This window comes from Mycobacterium sp. NGS57, from assembly GCF_059812405.1.
Map to the genome: position 1 here is coordinate 66,712 of NZ_JCALCP010000003.1, position 22,798 is coordinate 89,509.

Here is a 22,798-nt window from a genome sequence, read left to right on the forward strand (position 1 = left end):
TGCTGCCGAGGAGGAAGGCTCATGGCGGGACCCGATAAACAACTCGGCGTCGTCGTCGGGGCCGACGGCTCGCCGGCATCGAACGCCGCCGCTCGTTGGGCGGCCCGTGCCGCGGCCATCAGAAACGTTCCGTTGACCGTCGTCCACGCGGTGGTGACGCCCACCGCGACGTGGCCTTTGGGCCCTTTTCGCGACCCGTTCGGGGTGCGGCTGGAGGACGACGGTGCAACGGCCGTCAGGCACGCGATGAAGATCGCCGACGAGGCAATGCCGTCGCACCGCAAGGTACCCATCGCCACGGAAGTGGTGCATTCGGGCCCGGGGCCGGCGCTGATCGAGATGTCTGACAAGGCGGAGATGATCGTCGTGGGCAGCTCCGGACGCGCGTCGCCGGGTCCGGGCATGCTCGGTTCGGTCAGTTCCACAGTCGCGCACCACGCGAATTGCCCGGTCGCAATCATTCGGGACAGCGACGATTTCCGAGTACCCGACGTGCCCGACCTGGAGCGCGCTCCGGTCCTGGTGGGGGTGGACGGCTCGCCGACTTCCCAACTCGCGATGGCCATCGCGTTCGACCAGGCCGCGCGCCGCGGCGTCGAGTTGGTGGCCCTGCACGCCTGGAGCGACGTCGTGATCACCGACGTGGCGCCGCCGGCCTTCGAGGCGGCGCTGGAGCGGGAAGCGGAACGTCGCCTCGCGGAAGGCCTGGCGGGGTGGCAAGAGCGCTATCCCGACGTGACGGTGAACCGAGTGGTCGCACGCGACCGGCCGGCGCAGCAGCTCATCGCGAAGTCGGAGTCCGCGCAGCTGGTCGTCGTGGGCAGCGGCACCTGGGTGGGCTCGGTGTGCAACGCGGTTTTGCACTGCGTGCCGATCCCGGTGATCGTTGCCCGGACTACATCGGTGCCAGGGACGCCGATGCTCGTCGAGTTGATGAATTCCTACACCGGCGGCGAAGGCGACGACTCGGCGGCGGCCGCGGCATCGAAATCCCTGCTGCTGCAACGCCTCGAGGGCCTGTCGGAGGACGAGCAATACGCGCTGCTGTTGGAGCTGGTCTGTTCGGACGTCGCGGCCGTGCTCGGACGCAGCGGCCCGGACGCGATCGATCCGGGCCGGGCCCTGCAGGAGTTGGGTTTTGATTCGCTGGCCGCCTTCGAGATGCGCAACCGGCTCAAAAGCGCGACCGGCCTGGCGTTGTCGCCGACGTTGATCTTCGACTACCCCGAGCCCGCGGCGCTGGCCGGCTACATGCATCGCGAGCTCCTCGGCACGTCCGGGCCGGACGCCCCGGCGGAGGCGCCGGGGGATGCCGAAATCCGGCGCGTGGTGGGCTCGATCCCGGTCAAGCGGCTCCGCCAGGCGGGGGTGCTGGAACTGCTGCTGGCGTTGGCGAAGGAATCCGACGGGGCCGGTCAGCCGACCGACGAGGCGGCGCCCGCCGAGAAGAGTATCGCCGACATGGATCTCGACGACCTGGTCAACGCGGCGCTGCGCGACGACGACGAATAGCCACCGCCGTGCCAACGACGATGCAGCGGGCGCACGTGAGCGAGGATGCCCAGTGAGAATCGCGGTCACCGGTGCCGGCGGGATAGTCGGCCGCGGGCTTGCCGCGCGGCTGCTCAGCCAGGGACACGACGTCGTCGGGCTTGCGCGTCATCGACCCCAAAGCTGGCCCAGCGCAGCCGAATTCGTCTCGGGCGATATCCGGGACAGCGACGCGGTGCAGCGCTGCGTCGCCGCCGCGGACGTCGTCGCGCATTGCGCGTGGGCAAAGAACACCGTATCTGGTGGAGGCATCGGAGAGCAGGTCAACATCGGGGGTACCCGCAACGTCCTCGAGGCGATGGCGGAAAACCGTTCCGGGCGCATCGTTTTCCCGTCGTCGGCACACGTCTACGGCCCAGCCGAAGACTCGCACACCGAGCGCGAGGCGCCGGCCCCGGTGTCCGCCGACGGCGTCCAGCAGGCCCGCGTCGAAGAGATGCTGGCGGTCTCCGGCCTCGACTCGGCCGTGATCCGCTGCGGGCTCGTCGTCGGTCGCGGGGTCGACAATTGGGTGCGCCGGCTGTTCGCGCTGCCAGCGTTTCCCGGCGGGTTCGCCGATCGCCCCGTGCAGGTCTTGCATCTCGATGACGCGCTCCGGCTGTTCGCACGCGCGGTCCTGGACGCCGAGACTCCAAGCGGCCCAGTCAACCTTGCCGCCGCGGGGGCGCCGACGTTTCGGGATATCGCCGCCGCGCTCGGGCGACCGGTGCTGCCGGTCGGTAACCGGTTCGGCGCACCGCTGCGGCGGCTGCTGGCCTCGCTCGCCGAGCTGGAGCTTGTGCAGCGCGCCCCGCTGATGGACACCTCGCGGCTCCGCGACGAGTGGGGATTCCAGCCGGCCTGGAACGCCGGCGAATGCATCGAGGATCTGGCGCTGGGCGCGCGTGGCCGGGTCGCTCTGGGCAGGCGCGTGATCTCCCTGCCGTGGCGGCTGGCCACGATCGACGATCTGCCGGCCGTCGACACGCCGGCCGACGACGGGGTGGCCCCCGTACCGGCCGGTCCCGACGGGCTCAACGGCGAATTCGACACCCCCGTCGACCCGCGCTTCCCAACCTTCTTGGCCACCAATCTGTCCGAGGCGCTGCCCGGCCCGTTCTCGCCCTCGTCGGCGTCGGTGACCGTGCGAGGCCTGCGCGCCAGCGGGGTGGGCGTCGCGGAACGGCTGCGGCCCGGTGGGATCGTCCAAAACGAGATCGCCATGCGCACCGTCGGGGTGTTCGCCCACCGGTTCTACGGGGCGATCACGGCGGCTCATTTCATGGCCGAGACCGTGCCGTTCATGGAGCCCTCGATGTTCATCAGCAAGAGCGGGTTCTTCGGGCCCAGCATGGCGTCCCTGCCGATCTTCGGTGCGGAGCTTCCGTCCGCGGAAAGGGGCTGGGGCGGCAGGCAACTGCGCACCGTGCGCAATATCGGGGTCTTCGGCGTCAATGTCATCGGCCTGAGCGCCGGTGCACCGGGGGACACCCGCGAATTCGTCGCCGCCGTCGACCGGCTGGAGCGCCTCGCCGCCGGGGACCTCGCCCGGCTCGACGACCATCGGCTGCTCAGCCTGGTCTCGCTGGCGCGCGACCACGTGGTGCACGGCTGGGTGTTGGCGTCGGGGTCATTTATGCTGTGCGCCTCGTTCAACGTGCTGCTGCGCGTCCTGTCCGGAAGGGATACCGCACCCTCGATCGGGCACGATCTGGTCAGTGCGCGGCCGGTGGAGGCCGTGCAACGGCTGGTGGTTGCGGCGCAACGCAACCCGGACGTGGTGCGCGTGCTGGCCGAACCGGGGGACCGCCTCGAGAAGCTGGCCGTCGAGGCCCCGCAGTTTCACGCCGCCCTGTTGGCCGAGCTGGCGCTGATCGGACACCGCGGCCCGGCCGAACTCGAGATGCGGTCGACCAGCTACGCCGACGACCCGGAACTGTTGATCCGGATGGTGGCCAGGGCGATCGGCGCGCCGCCCGCTCCGTCGCCGCATCATGCCCGAATCCCGTTGCGCGCCAGGCCGGTCGCATCGCTGTTCACGACGCAACTCCGCGACCGGGAGGTGCGCCGCGACAAGGTGGTTCGCGCGAATTGGGTGTTGCGCGGGCTGCTGCGCGAGTTCGGGCGACGCATGACCGAAAGGGGGGTCTTCGAGTCGGTCGACGACGTGTTCTACCTGTTGGTCGACGAACTCGACGCGCTGCCACCGGATGTCGCGAAGATCGTGGCCCGCCGCCGGGCCGAGCAGCGTCGCCTGGTCGCCGTCGCACCGCCGCCGGTCTTCAGCGGCCACTGGGAGCCGTCGACCCCGTCGCAGGCGACCCTGGCCGGCGGCGACGTCCTGCGCGGCGTCGGCGTCTGCGGGGGACGGGTCCGCGGCCGGGTGCGGATCGTGCGTCCCGAAACCATCGACGACCTGCAACCCGGCGAGATCCTCGTCGCCGAGGTCACCGACGTCGGGTACACCGCCGCCTTCTGCTACGCCGCCGCGGTGGTGACGGAGCTCGGCGGCCCCATGTCCCACGCCGCCGTGGTGGCCCGCGAGTTCGGCTTTCCGTGTGTGGTCGACGTGCAGGGCGCGACCCGATTGCTGCCGGCGGGCGCGCTCGTCGAGGTGGACGGGACCTCGGGCGAAATTCGGGTGCTCGAACCGGCGCCCGACGGCCCGCGCGTACGGTAAGGCGCATAGACGACAGAGAGGTTCATTGGATGGCCCGCACCGACGACGACACTTGGGATTTGGCGTCCAGCGTGGGCGCGACGGCGACGGCCGTCGCGGCGTCGCGCGCGATGGCCTCGCGGGGCCCGGACCCGCTGCTGGACGACCCGTGGGCGGATCCGCTGGTCCGCGCCGTGGGCATCGACCGGTTCGTCAAGCTGCTCGACGGAAGGCTCCGCGACAACGACGATCCCGTGCTGAACCGCCGCGCCATGGACGAGCAGATCACCGTGCGCACCCGCTTTTTCGACGATTTCTTCTCGAGTGCGACCGCCGCGGGGATCCGGCAGGCCGTCATCCTGGCCTCCGGCCTGGACACCCGGTCCTTCCGGTTGCCGTGGCCGGCGGGCACGGTGGTCTACGAGATCGACCAACCGCAGGTCATCGATTTCAAGACGCGGACGCTGGCCGGTCTCGGCGCCGAGCCCACCGCGCAGCGGCGCACGATCGCGATCGACCTGCGGGAGGACTGGCCGGCGGCGCTGCGGGCGGCCGGATTCGACAGCGGACAGCCCACGGCGTGGATCGCCGAGGGCCTTTTGGTCTACCTGCCGCCCGACGCGCAGGACCGCCTGTTCGACGACGTCGCCGCGCTGTCGGCGCCGGGCAGCCGGATCGCCACCGAGCACCTGGATTTGCGCCGCATGCCGTCGGATTGGGCACAGAAGCTCAGCGAGCGTTCCCAGCGTGCCGGCTCCGGCATCAACCTGGCCGAGCTGTTCTACACCGGCGAACGCAACACCGCCGCCGAGTATCTGGCCGCGCACGGCTGGCGCGTGGACATCAAGACGACCGAGCAGTCTTATGCGGCCAATGGTTTCGAGGTTCCCGACGACGAGCTGGGCTCGTTCGGCGACGCATCGGGATACCTGACGGCGACCCTCGCATAGGGCTAGCCGGATTCGAACTCCAGTTTCAGGCTCGTCGGCCCGCTCATGCCGAGAAGTGGCCGCCACGAGGGAGTCTCGGTTATCCGCGGATGCGGCAGTCGGTGCGCCAGAATCTTGAGTGCCTCGGAGAGTTCCCGCCTGGCGAGGTTCGCACCAAGGCAGTAGTGTGCCCCGCCGCCGAAGGTGAGGATGGGCGGCGGGTCGTCGCGGGTGATGTCGAAGCGCGTGGGGGCGTCGTAGACCGACGGATCCCGGTTGGCGGCATAGGTGTTGACGATGATGAACGTTCCGGCCGGGAACGTGTAGTCGTCGATAGTGACGTCGTCGGTGGCGCTGCGCAGGGTGCTGCACATGGACGGGGAGTGTCGCATGGTTTCCTCGACGGCGCGCATCGCGAGCTCGGGGCGGTCGCGAAGCAGCGCCCATTGGTCCGGATGTTCGCACAACACCTGCATCGAGGCGGCCAATTGTGTACGGGTGGTGTCGGTTCCGGCCACCAGGATGCTGAATGCCAGCATCCTGACTTCGCCGGCGTCGAGGCGGTCGCCGCGATCTTCGGCGCGGATGAGTTCGGAGAGCAGGTCGTCGGTCAGGGCCTTGCGCCGGTCGGCGATCATCCCGTCGATGTACTCGTCAAAGGCGTCCCAGGCGCGCAAGACCCGGGGCTCTTCCTCGGCGAGGTCGCAGTCGAAGCTGACGATCTTGAAGATGTCCTCGGCCCAGGTGGAGAACAGCTGCCAGTCTTGGCGAGGCGCACCGAGCAGGGCGCAGATGACGGGGATCGGGTATGGTCGCGCGATCTCCTCGACGAACTCGCAGCGCTCCTGCGCGACAACGGCATCGACGAGTTCGTTGATGACGGCGTGGATTGTGGGGTCCATGCGCCCGGTCGCCCGGGGGGTAAAGGCCTTCGACACCAGGCCGCGCAGCCGGCGGTGTTCGGCGCCCTCCATGCACAGGATGCTGCCGACGACCCGATCCCACAGCTCGCCCGACGTGACGCCGTGCGCGGTGAGGTGGATGCCGGGAGGGATGCCGAACCGCGGGTCGCCCAGCACGGTACGCGCCAGGTCGTAAGAGAGCACCTCCGGGCCGACGGGACCGAGCGCGATCGGTGCCACCTGCTGGGCGGCGCGAAACTGCGGGTAGATCTGCTGTGGCGTGTCGGTGACGTCGTAGTTCAGGACCGGCAGGCCGGCGTCGAAGATACTGGGCTTTGCGGTACCCACGGTCATCATCTCTCCCTGGCTGCAGTCTCTGGAGTTGGTTCAAATCGGTTGGTAGGGCTTCAGAATGGCACCTAGCTGGTGCGCGCCGGTGGGTCCGGCAGGTAGCTCGCCGGGGTCGGGGATCATCGTCGCCGTCCCCTTGTCAATGATGGTCGAGAGGTTGTCTCGCACTTTCTCGATGGTGAGGTTGGTGTCGGTGTATCCCGCGGTCTGGCCGAAAACGCGTAAGCCTACGTTTCCGGCGGCAGCTTCGAGGTTGGCTCCCGAGAGCTCGCAGTCCTCATGAGCCAGGTAAGCGACGGCGGGTGACACAAGACTGGTGGGGAAATGCGTTTCCATCAACGAGGTGAACGGCGAAGTCTCGTTGAAGTGGCGGATGGCGGTCGTGTTGGCGGCCGGTCCGAGTACGTTGACTTTGATCCCCAAAGCCGCGCCTTCGACGGCCAGCCCGCGGGTCAATCCGAAGATGCCGCTCTTGGCAGCGCCGTAGATGGACAGGTTCTCGATCCCGAACATCGCGCCCGACGTGGTATTGACAATTCGTCCATACCCGGCGTCACGCAGGTGCGGCCACGCCGCCCGGCACATCCATACAGTCCCCATCAGGTGCACGTCGATGATGTTGCGGATGTCGGCGCTGGAAATCTCATCGAAGTGCGCCATGAAGCAGACCCCGGCATTGTTCACCACGATGTCGAGCCGCCCCCAGGTGTCCAGCGCCGTCGCAACCACACCGTGGGCGCCTTCCTCCGCGGCAACGCTGTGCTGGTCGGCGACTGCCTGGCCGCCGGCGGCGCGGATCTCCTCGACCACCTGCTCCGCGTTCGCCCGCAAGATTCCTCGTCCGTCAGGACCGACGCCGAGGTCATTGACCACTACCTTGGCTCCGCGCTCGGCAAGCAACGTGGCGTAGGACCGACCTAGGCTCGGGTCCTGGCCGCCGGCTCCCGTGACGATGGCAACCCGGCCATCGAACCGAAGTTGTTTCATTGCAGTCCTTTTCGCAGCGTCGTTACGGCAGGTTCGTCGACAGGAATGTCAGGGGCAGGCCCAACACCGACAGGTCGATCTCCTCGAGGTAGTTGCCCTCACCCTTGAAGCCTTGGCGAAAGCGGGTGGTCGAGCCGTACCGCTTGGCAATGTCCTCTGCCTCTGATGCTCCGGGAACCTGCACCACTACGGTGAAGATGCCATTGCCATGCTTCGCCAGGAAGTCGGTGACCGAAACGGCTACCTCAGCGGTGGACCCTGGGTTCGGGCTGATCAGCTCGATGCCTCGATTCCAATCCAGGAGCACCTGAATCCCGAGTTCGTCCAGCTCGATTTTGTCGAAGCTGAAGCCCACGTCGGTAAATAGCCGTCCCACTGCTTCATGTTGCTCACGCGTCACTGCGAATACGACGTGATGCAACCGGGACGATGAATCAGTCATCCGTGACCTCCTGGCGCGATCGGGAGTGGGTGCGTTGCGACGTCGTCTGGCAAATCGGCGGGTCGCCTCATCGAGCGCCGAACTCCACGGGCAGACTTATCGGCCCGCTCACGCCAAGCATCGGCTTCCACGGTGCGCGCCCGCCGAGGCGGGCGTCCGGCAACCGGTTTGCCAGAATCTTGAGTCCCTCTGCCAGCTCCAGCCTGGCCAGGTTCGCGCCGAGGCAATAGTGCACGCCGCCGCCGAATGTGAGCACCGCCGGCGCTCCCTCGCGGGTGATGTCGAAGCGATCGGGGTCCTGGTAAATGTCGGGATCACGATTAGCCGCAAACGAATTCACGAAGATGTAGGTGCCAGTGGGGAACGTGTATCCGTCCAGCTCGACATCGCCCTTCACGGTGCGCACCGTGTTGCACACGGCGGGCGAGTGCCGCATGCTCTCCTCGACCGCGGACATGGCGAGTTCGGGATGCTCGCGCAGCATCGCCCACTGCTCCGGGTGATCGAGAAGCACCTGTACCGACGCGGCCAGCTGATTGCGCGTGGTATCCGTACCGGCAAGCAATAATCCGGCCACCGTCGAACGAAGTTCGTCAGCGCTGAGCCGGTCGCCGGCATCCTCGGCACGGATGAGATCGGAGAGCAAGTCATCGGTCAGACGGTGTCGTCGTTCGGCGACCATTTCATCGACATAGGCGTCCAGTTCGGCCCAGCCGCGAAGAACCGCGGGCGTTTCCTCGGCGAGATTGACCGAGAAGTTGGCCATTTTGAAGATGGCTTCGGCCCATCGTGAAAACTCTCCCCAGCTCGCGCGTGGCGCGCCGAGCAATGCGCAGATGACCGGAATCGGATAGTGAAGGGCGATGTCGGTGACGATGTCGCAGCTACCCGCGACAACGACGCCGTCGATGAGTTCGTTGACGACTTCACCGATTGTGTCGTACAGACGAGCGGTGGCCCGCGGCGTAAATGCCTTTGATACCAGGCTGCGCAGCCGGTGGTGTTCGGCGCCTTCCGCGCAGATAATGCTGCCGACGACTCTCTCCCAGAGCGGGCCTGAAGTCACGCCTTGGGCGGCCAGATGTAGACCGGGAGGGATGACAAATCGGGTGTCGCGCAGGACGCTGCGGGCGAGTTCGTAGGAGAGGATTTCGGGGCCGAACGGACCGATGGCGACCGGCCCCCGCCGCTGGGCCGCCCGAATGCGTTCGCAGACGTCGTGGGGCGATTCGATGACGTCGTAGTCGAGTGTCGGAAGGCCCGCCTCGAACACACTGGGCGCACCGGTTGCTGCGGCCATCAAACGCATATCCTTTCAGTGATGCGCCAGCACTCCGCGGGGCAGGAGCAGCGGCAAGTCGTTGTAGGTGACGATGCCGGGCGGCGCCGCGACCACCGCCGGGATCGCGGTGATCGCCGGCATCGCCGTGATGGTCAGGCCCAGCATGATGTAGTCGTCCAGCGTTTCGCCCGCAAAGTCCGGCGGCGGCAGGAAACTCAGGGTGGTCTTGATCGTCGGTCGGCCCTGGACCTCGATGGTGTAGCCCATGTCCAGCGGCCAATCCGGCTCCAGCGCTTGGCCTTTGCGCCACTGCCCGCCAATTTCGATGACCTCTCGGCCGGCCAGAATCCCTTTCCACCGAACGTGGATGCCCGCGACGCAACCCTTCGCGATGGTCCAGTCCCCGGGCAGGTGCAGATCCTCGGTGGTCTGGGCGTACTCGGCCTCACAACGAACTTCGTCGAGCTCGACGCCCAGGGCGTCGGCGAGCAGCAACACGCCGTCGCGGAAGATGCCGGATCCTTTCTCGGTGACGGCCGGCAGGTCGGGCTGGTCGATGGGGCAGCCGAAGCCCATCGGGATCTCGGTCGCGGGTGAGTTGTAGATGGTGGTGTCAAAGGATTCCAGGAGCGACAGCTTGTCCACCCGGTCGCTCAGCCCCGCCGAGACGATGGTGAGCAGTTGGATGAAGCCGGGGTTGATGCCGCTGCCGAAGATGGTCGACCCGCCCTGTTGGCAGGCTTCGGCGATCCGATCGCGTCCCGGGCCGAGGAAGTGCCCGGTGATGAACTCGGCGGTGCCCACCACGTTGATGCCGGTGCCGAGGATCCGGACGAGCTCGTCGACGTCGGCGAACATCGGGTTGTACACCACGCAGTCCGGCTTCAGCGCGAGCAGGGCGTCGATGTCGTTGGTGGCCTTGACGTTCAGGGGTTCGAGCCCGCACAGCTCGCCGACGTCGCGGCCGTCCTTTGCCGGCGACCAGGCGTAGCACCCGACGAGTTCCAGCGTCGGGTTCGCGGCGATCGCCCGCACCGAGCTCTTGCCGACGTTGCCCGTCGTCCACTGGACGACCCGGTAGGTCAAGGTGCGAGCCCTCTCACGGGTGCGACGCCGCGTGCTGGCGGGCCAGCCGCTCGTCGTGGATCCTGACGAGCTCGCGGAACCCGAGCCGGTGGTACTTCGGTATTGGCTGGATGCCCCACACGTCCTGAGCGGTGGCCTTGCCCTCGGCGCCCTCCGGCGGGCCGAACGGAGGATACGGGTACTTGCACTCCAAAGTGTCGTTGGAATAACGGATCTTGAGCAGCTCGCTGCAGATCTGGGTGAGGCTCAGCGTCGGATAGCCGTAGTAGACGGCCATGAACGGCAGCGTGAAGGCGCCCTCGATGACCAGCGCGACCAGGCACACCAGCACCGCGCGTTTGATCCATTTGTGCATCCGCGCGTAGTACGGCGTGGTGCCCGGCTCGAGGTCGGCGGTCGGGTCTTTGTCTTCGGTGGCGGACGGCGCGGAAGGGCTGGTCATGATGCTGCTCCTTTTAGTCGGAGAAGATTTCTCGATTGACGGTGTGCAGGTAGGGGATGGCGAGGAACGGGGTGATGTAGAAGATGTCGTAGAGCCACCAGCCGATCACCGGGAAAACTACGCCGGCGTACCGCACGTCGGCGAACATCGTCATGTTGAACACGTAGGCGGACCAGATCACCACGCCCATCCAGCAGGTGACGACCATCCACTGATGACCCCAGCGCTTCATCTGCAGGAAGCCGATCGCCGCGGCGACCCGCATGGAGAACACGGTGAGGATCAGGCCCGCCACATAGGCTTTCTCGCCCGGTCCCGCGGAGCCGCCGACCCAGAGTTCGTTGTAGTGCCAGAAGTAGCCCGCGTCGAACATGTTGCCCCAGCCGACCATCAGCACCCGGTTGATCAAGGTGTGGTTGGCGACCAGGTCCAGGGCCCAGCCCAGGCTGTTGAGCATGCCGTCGATCAGGACCAGGTAGCCGATCAGGGTCACGATCATCGGGCGCACTGACAGGCCGGCGCGCAGGGCCTGGCGCTGCAGCCAGACGCCGCGCATGAAGACGGGAAAACCGATCAGGCCCGGCGCCCACATGCCCATCAGGGCGGCGCCGACGATCATCCACTTGTCGGCGCGGCGTTGCGCCAGGCGCGATTCGTCGTGGTGATCCTCGAGGCTGAGCGAATTCGGTTGCGCGGCAGAGACGGTCACAGATCCCACCACCCCCGCGCAAACGACATGTACAGCTGGATGCCGAACATCGCCAGCAGGTAGCCGTAGATGAAGATCTGGAACACAATGAGCGCCCTTTTGCGCTTCTGCTCCTGTCGGTCCATGCCGGTTGCTCCTTTCCTAAGGCGAACTGTTCGAGGGGGCCAGGCTGGCCGCCGCGACCTCACGGAGGCCGTCGGTGACCGCGCCGTCGGTGCTCAGCGGCGCGAGTATGCAGGCGTCCGCGGCGTCCAATTCGGTTGCGCCGGCGGCGATCAGCTGCGCGGCCGTGACCAGCACCCGGGTCGACGGCGGCTCGAAGTGAAAGGCTTCGTCGGCCGTGCGGATCGCGACCGCGCATCCGACCAGCCGCCGGGCGGTGGCCAGCGGAATTCCGGATTCGGCGACGATCACCTCGGCCTCGCGGTCCGGCGGCAGGTAGTGCATCGTCAGCGTGACGAACCGTTGGCGGAACGACGGTTTGAGCTCCTTGAGCGAGCTGCGATAGGCCGGGTTGTACGAACACACGAGCATGAACTCGTCGGGTGCCTGCACGACTTCGCCGGCGCGGTCGAGGTAGAGCGAGCGCCGGTGGTCGGTCAGCGAGTGCAGGATCGCCAGCGAGTCGTGGCGGGCCTCGACGACCTCGTCGAGGTAGCAGACGGCCCCGGCCTTGACCGCCCGGGTCAGCGGGCCGTCGGTCCAGACCACATCGCCACCGGTCACCATGAAGCGCCCGACGAGATCGGAGCTGGTGAGGTCGTCGTGGCAGCTGATCGTGACCACGGGCCGTTGCAGCAGCGAGCCCATGTGCTCGACGAACCGGGTCTTGCCGCACCCGGTGGGGCCGGTCAGCATCACCGGTATGCGTCGGCGGAAGGCCTGCTCGAACAGCTGAACTTCGTTGCCGTTGGCGAAATATATCTCGGTCGTCATCTCTTCCTCAGTTGGTGGTCGGTCACGCGGCGACCAGTTCGCGATGGACATGGGCCAGTACCCGGGGCAGCTCCTCGATACGCCGGATCCGCTGCGAACGACGGGGACCGAACACCTCGGGCAGGGGATCGACGCGGGTCGGCCCGACGCCCACGTAGTACATCGAGACCCCGGCGTCGTTGGCCTCCTCGACGGCGTGCGCGGCGTCGGCCCACGCATAGCGGCCCTCGTAACCTTCATCGGAGATGAGCCCGTCGCCGATGACGATCAGCAGGCGCCGCTCGGAGGGCTGCGCCAGCAGCCGGCTCGTCAGATGGCGAAGGGGTGCGCCGAGTCTGGTGTATCCGCGGGTGGCCAGACCCAGCCCGCTGGGCGGCACGAACCGGCGGTCTTCGAAGTCCTTCAGGCAGCGCACTTCGACGCGATGCCGGGTGTTGCCGGTGAAGACGAAGACGCCGTGGCGCTCGCGCGCCGTCGTCATGGCCCGCGAAAGCGCGTCGGCGCAGGCCAATTCGAGCTGGAAAATCCGGCCGCCGTGCACCCCCAGCGACGAGCTGCCGTCGAGCAGCAACGCCGTGGTCACGTCGCGGCTGCTGGGCAGCAGCTCACGAAACACCCTGGGCTCCTTGGCCTCACCGGTGGTCAGGTCGATGTAGTGGTTGACGTACTGATCGACGTCGAGGTCGGAGCCGTCCTCGAGGCGGTTGGTCATCGCGCGGTGGGTGTGTTCCTCGAACCACTTGCGCACGTCGACGGCCACTGGAACCGGGCGGCCGATGCGCCGGCCGTCGGCATGCTCGACGACCGCGACGTGGTCACGCATGAATCGCCGCGTCCACATGTTCCACTCGGGGTAGGGGATCCCGGGCCGGTGCTGCGGTGTGACGTCGAAATCGTTGTCCTGCGGCCGGCTCGGCGGTGGCAGGTTGGGATTGCGGACGCCCCCGTCGCCGCCGACGGGAACCGAGTACGGCCGTGGGAGGCGTTTCTGCGTGGTCGTCCAGGGCATCCTGCCGAAGCTGCGCCGCAACCTATCGGTCAGTCCCTGCGGCGCGGTGTGGGCCAGCGGCAACGTGCCCAGCAGCGGATAAAACGTCAGTGCTTCGCCCTCGGCCGCCAATGCGATTGCCCGGCCCAGCATCTCGGCGGCGGACATGTCGCCGGCCTCGATGTGGATGTGGGGGAGTAGGCGCCGTGCGTCGGGCAGCAGGCCGGGCCACCGCGAAGCGATCCAGCCCAGGGCGACGCCGGCTTCGACAAGGGTGAGCGCGCGCAGTTCGCGAGACGATAACTCGTTCAGGCGGTACTCGGTGATGCGTTCTTTCGATGGCGAACATTGCAGGGCCACAGCGCAGGTGAGGGTCCGGCGCGTCCAGTCGGACAGCGGGGGGTAGGGGACATGCACGAAGGTCAGTGCCGCGTTCAAACCGAAGCCCCGCCGCTCGCCGGTGACGAGCCGGACGCCTTCGCGGCGTTGCTCGCTGAGCGCGACCGCCGTCACGGAGCAGCTCCGTTCCAGCGCCATCGCATGGGCATCGGAGTGGTCAGCCATTCAGAATGTGCCGATGTTGGAGAACAGCCAATACCAAAACCAGATGATCAGGCCGGTGCCGCCCCACGCGGCGACGTAGCGAAGGATTTCCCACACATAGTCCACGATTTGACCTCCTCGGTGACGTAGTCAGGTGATGCGTGAATTCGACGGTCATCGCGCCGCGCTCAGTCGGAGAACAGTTCACGGTTGACGGTGTGCAGATAGGGGATCGCCAGGAACGGGGTGATGTAGAAGATGTCGTAGAGCCACCAGCCGACGACCGGCAGCACGACACCGGCGAAGCGCACGTCGGCGAACATGGTCATGTTGAAGACGTAGGCGGTCCAGATCACCACGCCCATCCAGCAGGTGACGACCATCCACTGATGGCCCCACCGCTTCATCTGCAGGAAGCCGATGGCAGCGGCGATGCGCATGGTGAACACGGTCAGGATGAGACCGACTTCCATGGCCTTTTCGCCGGGGCCGGCCGCGCCGCCGACCCATAGCTCGTTGTAGTGCCAGAAATAGCCGGCATCGAACATGTTGCCCCACCCGTTGAGCAGCACGCGGGCCAGCAGGGTGTGGTTTGCCACCAGGTCGAGCGCCCACCCGACGGTGTTGATCGCGGCGTCGATGATGACGAGGTAGCCGAGCAGCGTGACCAGCATCGGCCGAACGGACAGACCATCGCGTTGGGCCCGCCGCAGCAACCGCACACCCCAGAGGAATAGCGGCAGGCCGAAGACGCCGAGGGCCGCGGTGCCGATCAGGAGACTGCCGGAGATCAGCCACGTGTCGGCCTGACGCTGCGCGAGTCGCGACCGCTCCATGTGCTCGTCGATTGCCACACCCGGTGCGGCAGGTCCGGCCGTCACACCAGTGCCGGCGTCACGCTGGTGCAGCTTCGGCAGATTCGGCAGGTTCACAAACCCTCCTTGTCACAGGCTGCTTGGCGACGCTCGTGCACTATAACAGACTGACTATAGTCAGCCAGGCAGTCGAAATGGCGAGCAGCTATGGGGGTTTTCACGACGGAACGTGCCGACACGTTCGAGCCGCCGGGTTTGACCGTCACCGTTTCACTTTCCTTCCCGTGTAGTGCCGCAGCACGCGTCGCCGCTACATCAATGGCGGCAACATCTCCGCCGGCGGAATGTCTTCCAGGGCAACGAGGCCCGCGGGGGCATCGCAGACCCAATCGATCGCGTTCAGCGCGCGCGCCGCCGTCGACATACATGCGGCGTCGGTGGAATCCAGCAGCGGGTGAGAGACATGGGTGTTGATCTCTACCCGCGGGTCTCCCTCGATCACCACCTTGTGAACCCCGGTGAGACCTTCTGGGGGGTAGACCCAATCGGGTCCTGCAGCGGTTGTCAGCCGGGTGACGTGCTCGATGGTTATCACCGGCTCTCCATTGAGGACCCCTTCGACGGCGAATCGAACAGCGGCCCGTCGTCCTGGGGCGACGGTCATCATCGTGCATTCAATCTTCTCTGGCGTGTACCAACTTTCGGTCCGCTGACGCGTTTCGTCCAGCTTTATCCCCATCAGGTCAGCCAGCCGACGTACTTGCCCTCCCCACATGAAGTCGACGATCCCAGGTTGAAATAGCAAGGGCGGGTCGTCGTCGGGCCCTTTGTTGAAGCCCATTCCCGCACCGGTGAACTCGGCGTCGTCATAGTTCCCGTAGTCGAATATCTCTTGCACCGTTACTGAGCGGGCACGGGTGACCAGGCTCAGAGCGGTATGGGTCAGAGTATCTGCCGAAAAGCCCGGATCAACCCCGTTGATGTATAGCGAGGACTTGCCCTGTTCGCACGCCTGCACCAGAGGATCTCGTATCCAGTCCTGTGCATGGCTGGGTGCCACCAGCCAGACCAACGAACTGCCAACGACATTGGTGCCAGCGGAAAGGAATTTTGACATCTGATCGATTACTTCTACTGGCCGGGTTTCGGCTTGTGCCGTGAAGACGACGCAGTCGGCCCGAAGGTCCACAAGTGCGTCGATGTCGTCCGTCGCGAATATGCCCGTTGCTTCTCCCGCTCCGCACAGTTCGGCAGCGTCGCGGCCGACCTTCTCGGGGCCGGCGGCGTGGACGCCGACCAGTTCAAGATCTTGTCGTTCGATTATTGATTTCAGCGAGTGTCGGCCGACGTTACCTGTCGAAAATTGGATCACCCTGCGCATTACCTGCCTCCGTTCATCGCCTCGAGGCACATACGAACCCGCCTCTGCCCGGTCCACTCGCACGATCAGTTCGGCGCCGCTAGTCGGCGCTGATGAGACCGAGCCTGGAAAATGTGTCCCGGACGCCTTGCTTCCAGTGCTGCGAGCATTTTCCGATGAGTTGCTCGCGGCGGGTGTTGTCTGACCAGAAGCTGTCGAAGCTGACGGGCGACTCCGCAAAACTTGCGGTCACGCCGGTGAGTTCGGCGACGTATTCGCCCATCTGTTGGTCCGTGACGGGGTCGTCGCCGCCCCAATTGACGATCGTCGCAGGGACAGTCGCGATTTCAAGCAGCTTGTGCGCTTGGTCAGCGATGTCAACGCCTCCGATGGGTGAACCGATGTTGTTGTAGCCCACCGGTGTAAGCCAAGGTTGTCCATTCTTGAAGGTCTGATACTGCATGATGGGCAGTCCACCGTGACCCGTCCAGCTGTATCCCACGTTCATTCGAGCAATGGTGGTCGGGAGGTTGAGCAGACGTGCGGCCGCGCGAACGCTGCCCTCGGAGGTGAGCTTTGCGACCGGATAGACCTCAGCGTAACTGGCGAGGCCGCCGAGCGGGTCGGTCTCAGCATAGGCATGGTTGGGATGATCTCCGTGAGGCTTGTAGACGCAGGTGCTGGAGACATGAAGGAACGCTTTTGCCTTGCGGCAGTGCTGCATCAGCAGCGCGGATCCTTCAGCGTTGTTGGCGATGGCCCGGTCATGGTCAGGGCTGAGGTTCAGCGCCGAATGGACCACGTGGGTGAAGTCGTCTGGCAGCATCGAGTTGTCGCCCGTGTCCATATCCCATACACAAGTCCTGATGCCGAGCGCCTCGAGTTCCGCCTTCCGGTCGGGGTTGCTGAACCGCGCCGCGATCCACACCTCATTGTGCCTGGCGAAGTCCTCGGCAATCGGTCCCGCGATCTGACCGGTACCCCCGGTCACCAGGATCTTCCGATCTTGAAGCATGGGTAGGAACCATTCTGCTTGCAGGTTTGATGATGCTTGCCAATCGCCACCGCACGTATGGTGACGTGACTCACTGACTGTACTCAGTAGAAGGGCCGCCGCGTCAAGGAAAACCTTCAAATTCGTGTCGAGTCGTAGCTGCGGCGCGAGTTGGCGGTCAATTGACCCGGAATGCGACTAATTCTTGCCGTTGTATGCCACAAGTGCCTTGGCTCCTGTGCTCGGCGGGTGCAGCAGAGCGATGCGTGCGCGGGCTACCTACCGCCGGTTGCATCGGGCGCAATCGCGTACCAGTACTGACATGAGTCAGCCATTAGTATCGTTGACACAATGTTCAAGAAGGGCCTAGGCTCAGCAAGCGCTCTGCCGCTCAGGCTCGGCGAACTGCCGGCAGCCAGCCTCTTACGCCGGCCCGCTGTGCTCCGGCGAAGAGCCGTTCGTTTTTCGTCGTGTCGGTGCAGGTAAGGAGTAGCAATGACGCTCACCCAAGCGGAGGCAGCGACGCGAAAGTCCCCGGCCGAGAGGAAGTATCGCGTTATCCAGTGGGGCGTCGGCAACGTCGGCACGATAGCGCTCCGCCATTTTGCGCATAACCCGGCCTACGAACTGGTTGGAGTGCTGTGCAATCGTCCGGAGAAGGTCGGCAAGGACGCCGGCGATCTCTGCGGTAAACCACCGACGGGAGTGCTCGCGACCAACGACAAGGCGGTCATCGAGGCGCTCGATGCCGATTGCGTGTTCTACGCGCCACTGTGGTCTGACCCCGACGAGGTCTGCCGCCTGCTGCGCGGCGGGAAGAACGTGGTCGCATCGGGTGGCGCGTGGTGGTACCGAACAGAGCACAGCCAGGCGGATATCGACAAGATCCATGCGGCCTGCCTGGAGGGCGGGACATCGTTCCACGCGGGTGGTGTCAATCCCGGTTTCGCGGGAGACCTGCTCGTGCTGACTCTGGCCCGAATCGTCAGCCAGATCGATACGATTCACATCTACGAGGTGGTGAATTTCGGCCGGGACACGCTGAAGTATCTGTTCGAGATGGGGATGGGGAGCGATCCGGCCGGATTCGAGGACGGCCCGAATCTGCTGGGGCAAGCATGGCCATTGTTCGCGCAATCGATGGCGATGATCGTGGAGGGCATGGGCAAAACAGTCGAGAAATACACGACAGAGGTGGAGCTGGGGTCTGCCACGCGCGACATCCCCTTCGAAGGCGGGGAGACCAGCGACATGCCGGGCTTCAAGGGCGTGATCAAGAAGGGTACCGTCGCTCGCCAGCATCACAAGTGGACGGCGTGGGTGGATGGCAAGCCGCTCATAATTTTTCACGAGATTTACACGATGGACACCTTCGACGCCATTGAACCGCAGGAGGATTGGCCTCAGCACTACCACTACCGCATAGTGATCGAGGGTGATTCGTCCACCGAGCTGATCCTGCAGGGGGCACAGGACCCGAATGGCGGCTACGCGCTGCCCGGGTACACCTGGACCGCGATGGGCCCCGCGAACGCCATTCCCGCGGTCTGCGACGCTCCGCCGGGGTTCATGTCCCACAACGAACTCGGGCTCATGCCGCTGCGCGGCGTGATACGCCCGTGACTCGCCTGAGTCAGGACTTCATACTCCGCAACGTTCTGACGACGTAATCTTCCAGCAGTTCGTGGCCTGTCGGCCAGTGGTTGGTGGTGATCAAAAGAGCGTAGAGACCCAATAGGAAGAACACCGCACTGTTCATCGGATTGACTCTGGGGTCCGTCTCGCCGCGTTCTTGAGCATGCGCGATTTCCTGGGCGACCAGAACGATCAACGGGTGGTCTCTGCCGTCTTCGGTCTGCGGGCGGGTCTGCGAAAAATGCAGCGCAAGAAAGTCATTGAATAACAGGTCGCCCAGCCGCCGTTCCAATCCGACCACCAGGCGGACCGCCTCCCGCAAGGCGCTAGGCAGGTCGTGCTTGGACTTCAAGAACTGGGCGAACTGCTTGGCTATCCGGTCCTCTTCGCGTCGTTCCAGCTCGAGCAGAACATGCTCCTTGGTGGGGAAGTGGAAGAAGAAGGTTCCGTGGGCGACCCCTGCTGCGGCCACGATGGCACTGACGTCGGCTTCGGCCATTCCGGCCCTGGCGAACTCGGCGATCGAGGCGCCCATCAATCGCTCCCTCGTCTGCAAGCGCTTGGCTTCTCGCGCAGACACCCTGTCCGTCACAGCCATTTCGGTTCCTCACAGTTGACTTGACTCGCATGATAATTCCGGGGGTTGTTCAACCAGTATGACGTGTTTGTGTCAGAAAGGCTTGTACTACTTTGAACATCGTTGCCCTGCCCTTGTCGATGCGAGTCCGGATCGCACATTGTCGTTGACTTTAGTCAGATTCGTTCTTAGATTGAACGGCGCACACACCACGCACGACCGAAGGAGCCCGGCATGGCGTTGGAGCAGTTCCAGCTGGATGGACAGGTCGCGATCGTCACCGGCGCCGGGAAGGGTGTCGGGGCAGGTATCGCCCGGGTGCTGGCGGAGGCGGGGGCGACGGTCGTCGGCACCGCGCGCACCGAGGCGGATATCGTTGGCACGATTGAGGGTATCGAGGCCGCGGGTGGCAAGGGGCTGGCGATCGTCGCGGACGCGATGAGTCGTCCGGACGGAGAGCGTGTGGTGAACACCGCCATGGAGCGCTTCGGCCGCATCGACATCCTGGTCAACAATGTGGGTGGGTCTACCTACGCCCGGTTTCTGGACATTACCGACGAAGATTTTCGGCATACGTTCGACTGGTGCGTGACCTCCGCCTTCATCATGAGCCAGCTTGTGGCCCCGCACATGCTGGAGGGCGGACGCGGATCCATCGTCAACATCTCCTCGGGATCGGCCCGGTTCGGCATTCGGGCGCTGACCGCTTATTGCGTCGCGAAGGGCGCTCTGGAAGCGCTCACGCGCGCCATGGCACAGGAACTCGCGCCGAAGATCCGCGTCAACGCCATCGCGCTCGGCTCGTTCGCCACCGACGGCCTGAAGGGCAGCCTGGACTTGATGCCTGGGTCGCTGGAAAAGATGCAAGAGGCCACGCCGCTGCATCGTTTGGGCGACGTCGAGGACCTCGGGCGGCTTACCGTGTATCTATGCACGCGCGATTGTTACGCGACCAACGCGACCTTCCACGTCGACGGCGGCATAGACTCGAACAATTCGCCGTTGCCGATACCCGACTACTGACGGGCGGCCCGGGCGGACTTGACCGGCGGCGCAACGGATCTGAAGGAGGTTGAGGGCAGCAATGCGGCGAGTAATCCAATTCTCCACCGGGAATGTCGGCCGACATTCGCTGCGCGCGATCATCGGCCGACCCGACCTGGAACTGGTAGGGGTGCATGCCGCCAGTGCCGACAAGATCGGCAAGGATGCAGCGCAGCTGTGCGGACTAGACGAACCGACCGGCGTCATCGCCACTGACGACATAGACGCCCTGATTGCCCTCGATGCCGACTGCGTGGTCTACACCTCGCAGGGCGAGACGAGGCCGATGGAAGCCATCGACCAGATGGCCAAATTCCTCGCGGCGGGAACCAACGTCGTCGGTACGTCGATGGTCTGGCTGGTCACACCCCGCCACGCGGACGACTGGTTGCGAGAGCCGCTGCAAAAGGCTTGCGAGGGCGGCAACACGTCGCTTTACGTCAACGGCATCGACCCCGGCTTCTCCGGCGACACGCTGGTGCACTCGGCGGTCAGCCTCACCACCCGGGTCTCCTCGATCACCGTGCAGGAGATCTTCGACTACGGAAACTATGACGATGCCGAGTTCACCGGCGCTGCAATGGGTTTTGGGTCGACTCCGGACGACGACTCGCCGATGATGTTTCTGCCCGGGGTAATCGTGTCGATGTGGGGCGGTCAGGTGCGCAGCCTGGCGGACAACCTCGACATCAACCTTGACGACGTGCGCCAACGTGTCGAACCGTGGTACACACCGGAGCGCATCGAATGCACGATGATGACGGTCGAGCCGGGCCAGATGGCCGCGGTGCGGTTCGCCACCGAGGGTGTCCGCGACGGCGAGCCGGTGATCACCCTCGAGCACGTGACACGGCTTACCATCGCCGCGGCGCCCGACTGGGAATTCCCGCCCGATGGCCATACCGGCGTGCACCGTGTCGTTGTGGAGGGTGAACCGCGCGTCGAAATCAACACCCACGTTTCCCATCCGGTCTTCGATTCCACCGACGCCGGCTGCATCTCGACGGCGGGCCGGGCCGTCAACGCGATCGACTGGGTATGCGGTGCGCCGCAAGGGCTGATCGCCGTCGAGGACATTCCCCAATCGGCAACGATGCGCGGCCTGATTTGGTGACGGCCTCACCCTCGGGCCGCGTCGCCGGCAAACGCGTACTTATTACGGGCGCCGCCCGCGGTTTGGGGCGCAGCCACGCGCTGCGGCTCGCGGAGGAGGGCGCGGATCTCATCCTGGTCGATATCTGCCAGTCGCTGCCGCAGATCGACTATCCCTTGGCCACCGAGGATGACCTCGACGAGACCGTACGCCTGGTTCTCGAGTTGGGCCGTCGCTGCGTGAGCCGCGTCGTCGACGTCCGTGACGACGTTGAGTTGCGCTCGGCCGTCGATGACGGCGTAAGCGAGCTGGGCGGCCTGGACGGAGCGGTGGCCAATGCCGGCGTGTTGACGTCGGCGCCTTGGGACAGAACAACACTCGATCAGTGGCGAACGGTGGTCGACATCGATCTCATCGGAGTGTGGAACACCTGCGCGGCCGCGATACCGCACCTGCTCGAGCAAGGAGGCGGCAGTCTCGTCAACATCAGTTCTGCGGGAGCCGTGAAAGGCTATCCGCTACAGCTGCCTTACACGGCCGCGAAATACGGTGTCGTGGGTCTGACCCTGGGATTGGCCAATGAACTGGCCGCCCAGAATGTGCGGGTGAATGCTGTGCTTCCCACGGGCTGCCATACCGGGATGATTCCCCCGTCGTTCGGCGTCGCCCTGGGGGAGGAACGGCCCGACCTGATCCCGATCTTCGTCAACGCGATGCCCACACCCGCCGTCGAGCCCGCCGACGTCAGCAACGCGGTGCTGTTTCTCATCTCCGATGAGTCCAGGTGGGTCACCGGGCTGCAGTTCAAGGTCGACGCCGGGGTTACGATCAACTGAACCGCTACACGCGCCAGCTGCTGGGCTCGGAAATCTGCAGGGCGGCCCCGGGGGGCAACGGCTTTCGTTCGGTGCTCGACACCGCGTCGAGGATGAGTGCGACGTAGCGCCGCCAGCCATCGCTGTTCGAATCCATCGTCGGCAGTACGCCGTAAAGCATCGCGATCAGCCGCGGAAGATCATCGGCGACCAGGTCGGCGCGCACCAGCCCGGCCCGCTGGCCCCGGACGACGAGCTCGTGGAGGGCCTGGTTCAGGGTGTCCGAGATGTCCGCGCTCAGGGACCCGGCGCGGTGCGCGGCGGCCAGCAGGTTGTGTTCCCGGGCCCCCAGCGAGATCGCGGCCTCGATCAGGTGGCCGATGCCGCGCAGCGGGTCGTCGGCGCGGCGGGCGTCCTCGATGGCCGGCGTGAGATCCTCGGCGATGCTTTGATCCAGGGCGGCCCGGACCAGGTCCGCCTTGGCCGGAAACCGGCGGTAGAGGGTGCGTTCGCCGACGCCGGCACGGCGCGCGACGGCCTCCACCGGCGCATCCGGCCCGAGCTCGCCATAGACCTCCCGCGCCGCGCGCAGGATGCGCTCGACGTTGCGCGCCGCGTCCGCCCGCAACGGCCGGTCTGCAACCGCGGTCATCGTGACAGCCTAACCGACGGTTGACTG

General features: G+C 65.7%; 21 protein-coding genes and 2 pseudogenes. 8 read left to right on the forward strand and 15 right to left on the reverse strand.

The window, feature by feature from the left end; translation table 11 throughout:
- Nucleotides 1-21: 21 nt before the first annotated feature.
- From AC5Y43_RS06660 to AC5Y43_RS06675, 4 genes and pseudogenes are all read left to right on the forward strand, one after another.
- Nucleotides 22-894, forward strand: a pseudogene (locus AC5Y43_RS06660) (universal stress protein); the annotation flags it as partial.
- 21 nt (nucleotides 895-915) lie between these two features.
- Nucleotides 916-1,512: pseudogene (locus AC5Y43_RS06665) on the forward strand (acyl carrier protein); the annotation flags it as partial.
- A gap of 52 nt (nucleotides 1,513-1,564) precedes the next feature.
- Nucleotides 1,565-4,210 (forward strand): sugar epimerase family protein, encoded by a 2,646-nt coding sequence (locus AC5Y43_RS06670; protein ID WP_499970607.1) that lies wholly within the window; start codon nucleotides 1,565-1,567, stop codon nucleotides 4,208-4,210.
- A gap of 29 nt (nucleotides 4,211-4,239) precedes the next feature.
- Nucleotides 4,240-5,139, forward strand: a complete 900-nt coding sequence (locus tag AC5Y43_RS06675; RefSeq protein WP_499970609.1) for a class I SAM-dependent methyltransferase — start codon at nucleotides 4,240-4,242, stop codon at nucleotides 5,137-5,139.
- 2 nt (nucleotides 5,140-5,141) lie between these two features.
- On the opposite strand, the gene AC5Y43_RS06680 is transcribed toward AC5Y43_RS06675, so the two are convergent.
- The 13 genes from AC5Y43_RS06680 to AC5Y43_RS06740 all read right to left on the reverse strand — a co-directional run bounded on the left by AC5Y43_RS06680 (nucleotide 5,142) and on the right by AC5Y43_RS06740 (nucleotide 16,976).
- The gene (locus AC5Y43_RS06680) at nucleotides 5,142-6,374 is read right to left on the reverse strand and encodes a cytochrome P450 (RefSeq protein ID WP_499970611.1); all 1,233 of its coding nucleotides are present in this window, start codon (nucleotides 6,372-6,374) and stop codon (nucleotides 5,142-5,144) included.
- 33 nt (nucleotides 6,375-6,407) lie between these two features.
- Nucleotides 6,408-7,358 (reverse strand): SDR family NAD(P)-dependent oxidoreductase, encoded by a 951-nt coding sequence (locus tag AC5Y43_RS06685; RefSeq protein WP_499970613.1) that lies wholly within the window; start codon nucleotides 7,356-7,358, stop codon nucleotides 6,408-6,410.
- Between the two features lie 22 nt (nucleotides 7,359-7,380).
- The gene (locus AC5Y43_RS06690; RefSeq protein WP_499970615.1) at nucleotides 7,381-7,800 is read right to left on the reverse strand and encodes a hypothetical protein; all 420 of its coding nucleotides are present in this window, start codon (nucleotides 7,798-7,800) and stop codon (nucleotides 7,381-7,383) included.
- 67 nt (nucleotides 7,801-7,867) lie between these two features.
- Nucleotides 7,868-9,100: a cytochrome P450 gene (locus AC5Y43_RS06695; protein ID WP_499970617.1), complete on the reverse strand. Its 1,233-nt coding sequence runs from the start codon at nucleotides 9,098-9,100 to the stop codon at nucleotides 7,868-7,870.
- Between the two features lie 15 nt (nucleotides 9,101-9,115).
- Entirely contained in the window at nucleotides 9,116-10,168 is a 1,053-nt protein-coding gene (locus tag AC5Y43_RS06700; protein WP_499970619.1) for an NAD(P)H-dependent amine dehydrogenase family protein, read from the reverse strand.
- A 13-nt stretch (nucleotides 10,169-10,181) separates the two neighbouring features.
- Nucleotides 10,182-10,610 (reverse strand): hypothetical protein, encoded by a 429-nt coding sequence (locus AC5Y43_RS06705; RefSeq protein WP_499970621.1) that lies wholly within the window; start codon nucleotides 10,608-10,610, stop codon nucleotides 10,182-10,184.
- Nucleotides 10,611-10,623: 13 nt separating this feature from the next.
- On the reverse strand, nucleotides 10,624-11,319 hold the full coding sequence (locus tag AC5Y43_RS06710) for a hypothetical protein (RefSeq protein ID WP_499970623.1): 696 nt from the start codon (nucleotides 11,317-11,319) through the stop codon (nucleotides 10,624-10,626).
- Entirely contained in the window at nucleotides 11,316-11,444 is a 129-nt protein-coding gene (locus AC5Y43_RS06715) for a hypothetical protein (protein WP_255361372.1), read from the reverse strand. Before AC5Y43_RS06715 ends, AC5Y43_RS06710 begins: the two co-directional genes overlap by 4 nt.
- A 16-nt stretch (nucleotides 11,445-11,460) precedes the next feature.
- A complete protein-coding gene (locus AC5Y43_RS06720) occupies nucleotides 11,461-12,255 on the reverse strand; it encodes a CbbQ/NirQ/NorQ/GpvN family protein (protein ID WP_499970625.1) in 795 nt (264 codons plus the stop codon).
- Between the two features lie 22 nt (nucleotides 12,256-12,277).
- Entirely contained in the window at nucleotides 12,278-13,807 is a 1,530-nt protein-coding gene (locus tag AC5Y43_RS06725; RefSeq protein WP_499970627.1) for a nitric oxide reductase activation protein NorD, read from the reverse strand.
- A 167-nt stretch (nucleotides 13,808-13,974) separates the two neighbouring features.
- Entirely contained in the window at nucleotides 13,975-14,622 is a 648-nt protein-coding gene (locus AC5Y43_RS06730; protein ID WP_499971495.1) for a hypothetical protein, read from the reverse strand.
- Between the two features lie 289 nt (nucleotides 14,623-14,911).
- Nucleotides 14,912-15,982 (reverse strand): NAD(P)H-dependent amine dehydrogenase family protein, encoded by a 1,071-nt coding sequence (locus AC5Y43_RS06735; protein ID WP_499970629.1) that lies wholly within the window; start codon nucleotides 15,980-15,982, stop codon nucleotides 14,912-14,914.
- 79 nt (nucleotides 15,983-16,061) lie between these two features.
- A complete protein-coding gene (locus tag AC5Y43_RS06740; RefSeq protein WP_499970631.1) occupies nucleotides 16,062-16,976 on the reverse strand; it encodes an NAD-dependent epimerase/dehydratase family protein in 915 nt (304 codons plus the stop codon).
- A 474-nt stretch (nucleotides 16,977-17,450) separates the two neighbouring features.
- Between AC5Y43_RS06740 and AC5Y43_RS06745 the strand changes: the two genes are divergently transcribed.
- Nucleotides 17,451-18,578: an NAD(P)H-dependent amine dehydrogenase family protein gene (locus AC5Y43_RS06745; protein ID WP_499970633.1), complete on the forward strand. Its 1,128-nt coding sequence runs from the start codon at nucleotides 17,451-17,453 to the stop codon at nucleotides 18,576-18,578.
- Between the two features lie 10 nt (nucleotides 18,579-18,588).
- On the opposite strand, the gene AC5Y43_RS06750 is transcribed toward AC5Y43_RS06745, so the two are convergent.
- Nucleotides 18,589-19,188, reverse strand: a complete 600-nt coding sequence (locus AC5Y43_RS06750) for a TetR/AcrR family transcriptional regulator (RefSeq protein WP_499970635.1) — start codon at nucleotides 19,186-19,188, stop codon at nucleotides 18,589-18,591.
- A 213-nt stretch (nucleotides 19,189-19,401) separates the two neighbouring features.
- Here AC5Y43_RS06750 and AC5Y43_RS06755 point away from each other — a divergent pair, with 213 nt between their 5' ends.
- The 3 genes from AC5Y43_RS06755 to AC5Y43_RS06765 all read left to right on the forward strand — a co-directional run bounded on the left by AC5Y43_RS06755 (nucleotide 19,402) and on the right by AC5Y43_RS06765 (nucleotide 22,140).
- On the forward strand, nucleotides 19,402-20,190 hold the full coding sequence (locus AC5Y43_RS06755; RefSeq protein ID WP_499970637.1) for an SDR family NAD(P)-dependent oxidoreductase: 789 nt from the start codon (nucleotides 19,402-19,404) through the stop codon (nucleotides 20,188-20,190).
- Nucleotides 20,191-20,251: 61 nt separating this feature from the next.
- Nucleotides 20,252-21,325, forward strand: a complete 1,074-nt coding sequence (locus AC5Y43_RS06760; RefSeq protein ID WP_499970639.1) for an NAD(P)H-dependent amine dehydrogenase family protein — start codon at nucleotides 20,252-20,254, stop codon at nucleotides 21,323-21,325.
- The gene (locus tag AC5Y43_RS06765) at nucleotides 21,319-22,140 is read left to right on the forward strand and encodes a mycofactocin-coupled SDR family oxidoreductase (protein WP_499970641.1); all 822 of its coding nucleotides are present in this window, start codon (nucleotides 21,319-21,321) and stop codon (nucleotides 22,138-22,140) included. Before AC5Y43_RS06760 ends, AC5Y43_RS06765 begins: the two co-directional genes overlap by 7 nt.
- A 4-nt stretch (nucleotides 22,141-22,144) precedes the next feature.
- On the opposite strand, the gene AC5Y43_RS06770 is transcribed toward AC5Y43_RS06765, so the two are convergent.
- A complete protein-coding gene (locus AC5Y43_RS06770) occupies nucleotides 22,145-22,771 on the reverse strand; it encodes a TetR/AcrR family transcriptional regulator (RefSeq protein WP_499970643.1) in 627 nt (208 codons plus the stop codon).
- Between the last annotated feature and the right edge of the window lie 27 nt (nucleotides 22,772-22,798).

Coding starts and splice junctions, on each gene's coding strand:
- AC5Y43_RS06675 (WP_499970609.1), top strand. CDS start 4,240: ATGGCCCGCACCGACGACGACACTTGGGATTTGGCGTCCAGCGTGGGC.
- AC5Y43_RS06680 (WP_499970611.1), bottom strand. CDS start 6,374: ATGACCGTGGGTACCGCAAAGCCCAGTATCTTCGACGCCGGCCTGCCG.
- AC5Y43_RS06685 (WP_499970613.1), bottom strand. CDS start 7,358: ATGAAACAACTTCGGTTCGATGGCCGGGTTGCCATCGTCACGGGAGCC.
- AC5Y43_RS06690 (WP_499970615.1), bottom strand. CDS start 7,800: ATGACTGATTCATCGTCCCGGTTGCATCACGTCGTATTCGCAGTGACG.
- AC5Y43_RS06695 (WP_499970617.1), bottom strand. CDS start 9,100: ATGGCCGCAGCAACCGGTGCGCCCAGTGTGTTCGAGGCGGGCCTTCCG.
- AC5Y43_RS06705 (WP_499970621.1), bottom strand. CDS start 10,610: ATGACCAGCCCTTCCGCGCCGTCCGCCACCGAAGACAAAGACCCGACC.
- AC5Y43_RS06715 (WP_255361372.1), bottom strand. CDS start 11,444: ATGGACCGACAGGAGCAGAAGCGCAAAAGGGCGCTCATTGTGTTCCAG.
- AC5Y43_RS06720 (WP_499970625.1), bottom strand. CDS start 12,255: ATGACGACCGAGATATATTTCGCCAACGGCAACGAAGTTCAGCTGTTC.
- AC5Y43_RS06725 (WP_499970627.1), bottom strand. CDS start 13,807: ATGGCTGACCACTCCGATGCCCATGCGATGGCGCTGGAACGGAGCTGC.
- AC5Y43_RS06730 (WP_499971495.1), bottom strand. CDS start 14,622: ATGGAGCGGTCGCGACTCGCGCAGCGTCAGGCCGACACGTGGCTGATC.
- AC5Y43_RS06735 (WP_499970629.1), bottom strand. CDS start 15,982: ATGCGCAGGGTGATCCAATTTTCGACAGGTAACGTCGGCCGACACTCG.
- AC5Y43_RS06740 (WP_499970631.1), bottom strand. CDS start 16,976: ATGCTTCAAGATCGGAAGATCCTGGTGACCGGGGGTACCGGTCAGATC.
- AC5Y43_RS06745 (WP_499970633.1), top strand. CDS start 17,451: ATGACGCTCACCCAAGCGGAGGCAGCGACGCGAAAGTCCCCGGCCGAG.
- AC5Y43_RS06750 (WP_499970635.1), bottom strand. CDS start 19,188: ATGGCTGTGACGGACAGGGTGTCTGCGCGAGAAGCCAAGCGCTTGCAG.
- AC5Y43_RS06755 (WP_499970637.1), top strand. CDS start 19,402: ATGGCGTTGGAGCAGTTCCAGCTGGATGGACAGGTCGCGATCGTCACC.
- AC5Y43_RS06760 (WP_499970639.1), top strand. CDS start 20,252: ATGCGGCGAGTAATCCAATTCTCCACCGGGAATGTCGGCCGACATTCG.
- AC5Y43_RS06770 (WP_499970643.1), bottom strand. CDS start 22,771: ATGACCGCGGTTGCAGACCGGCCGTTGCGGGCGGACGCGGCGCGCAAC.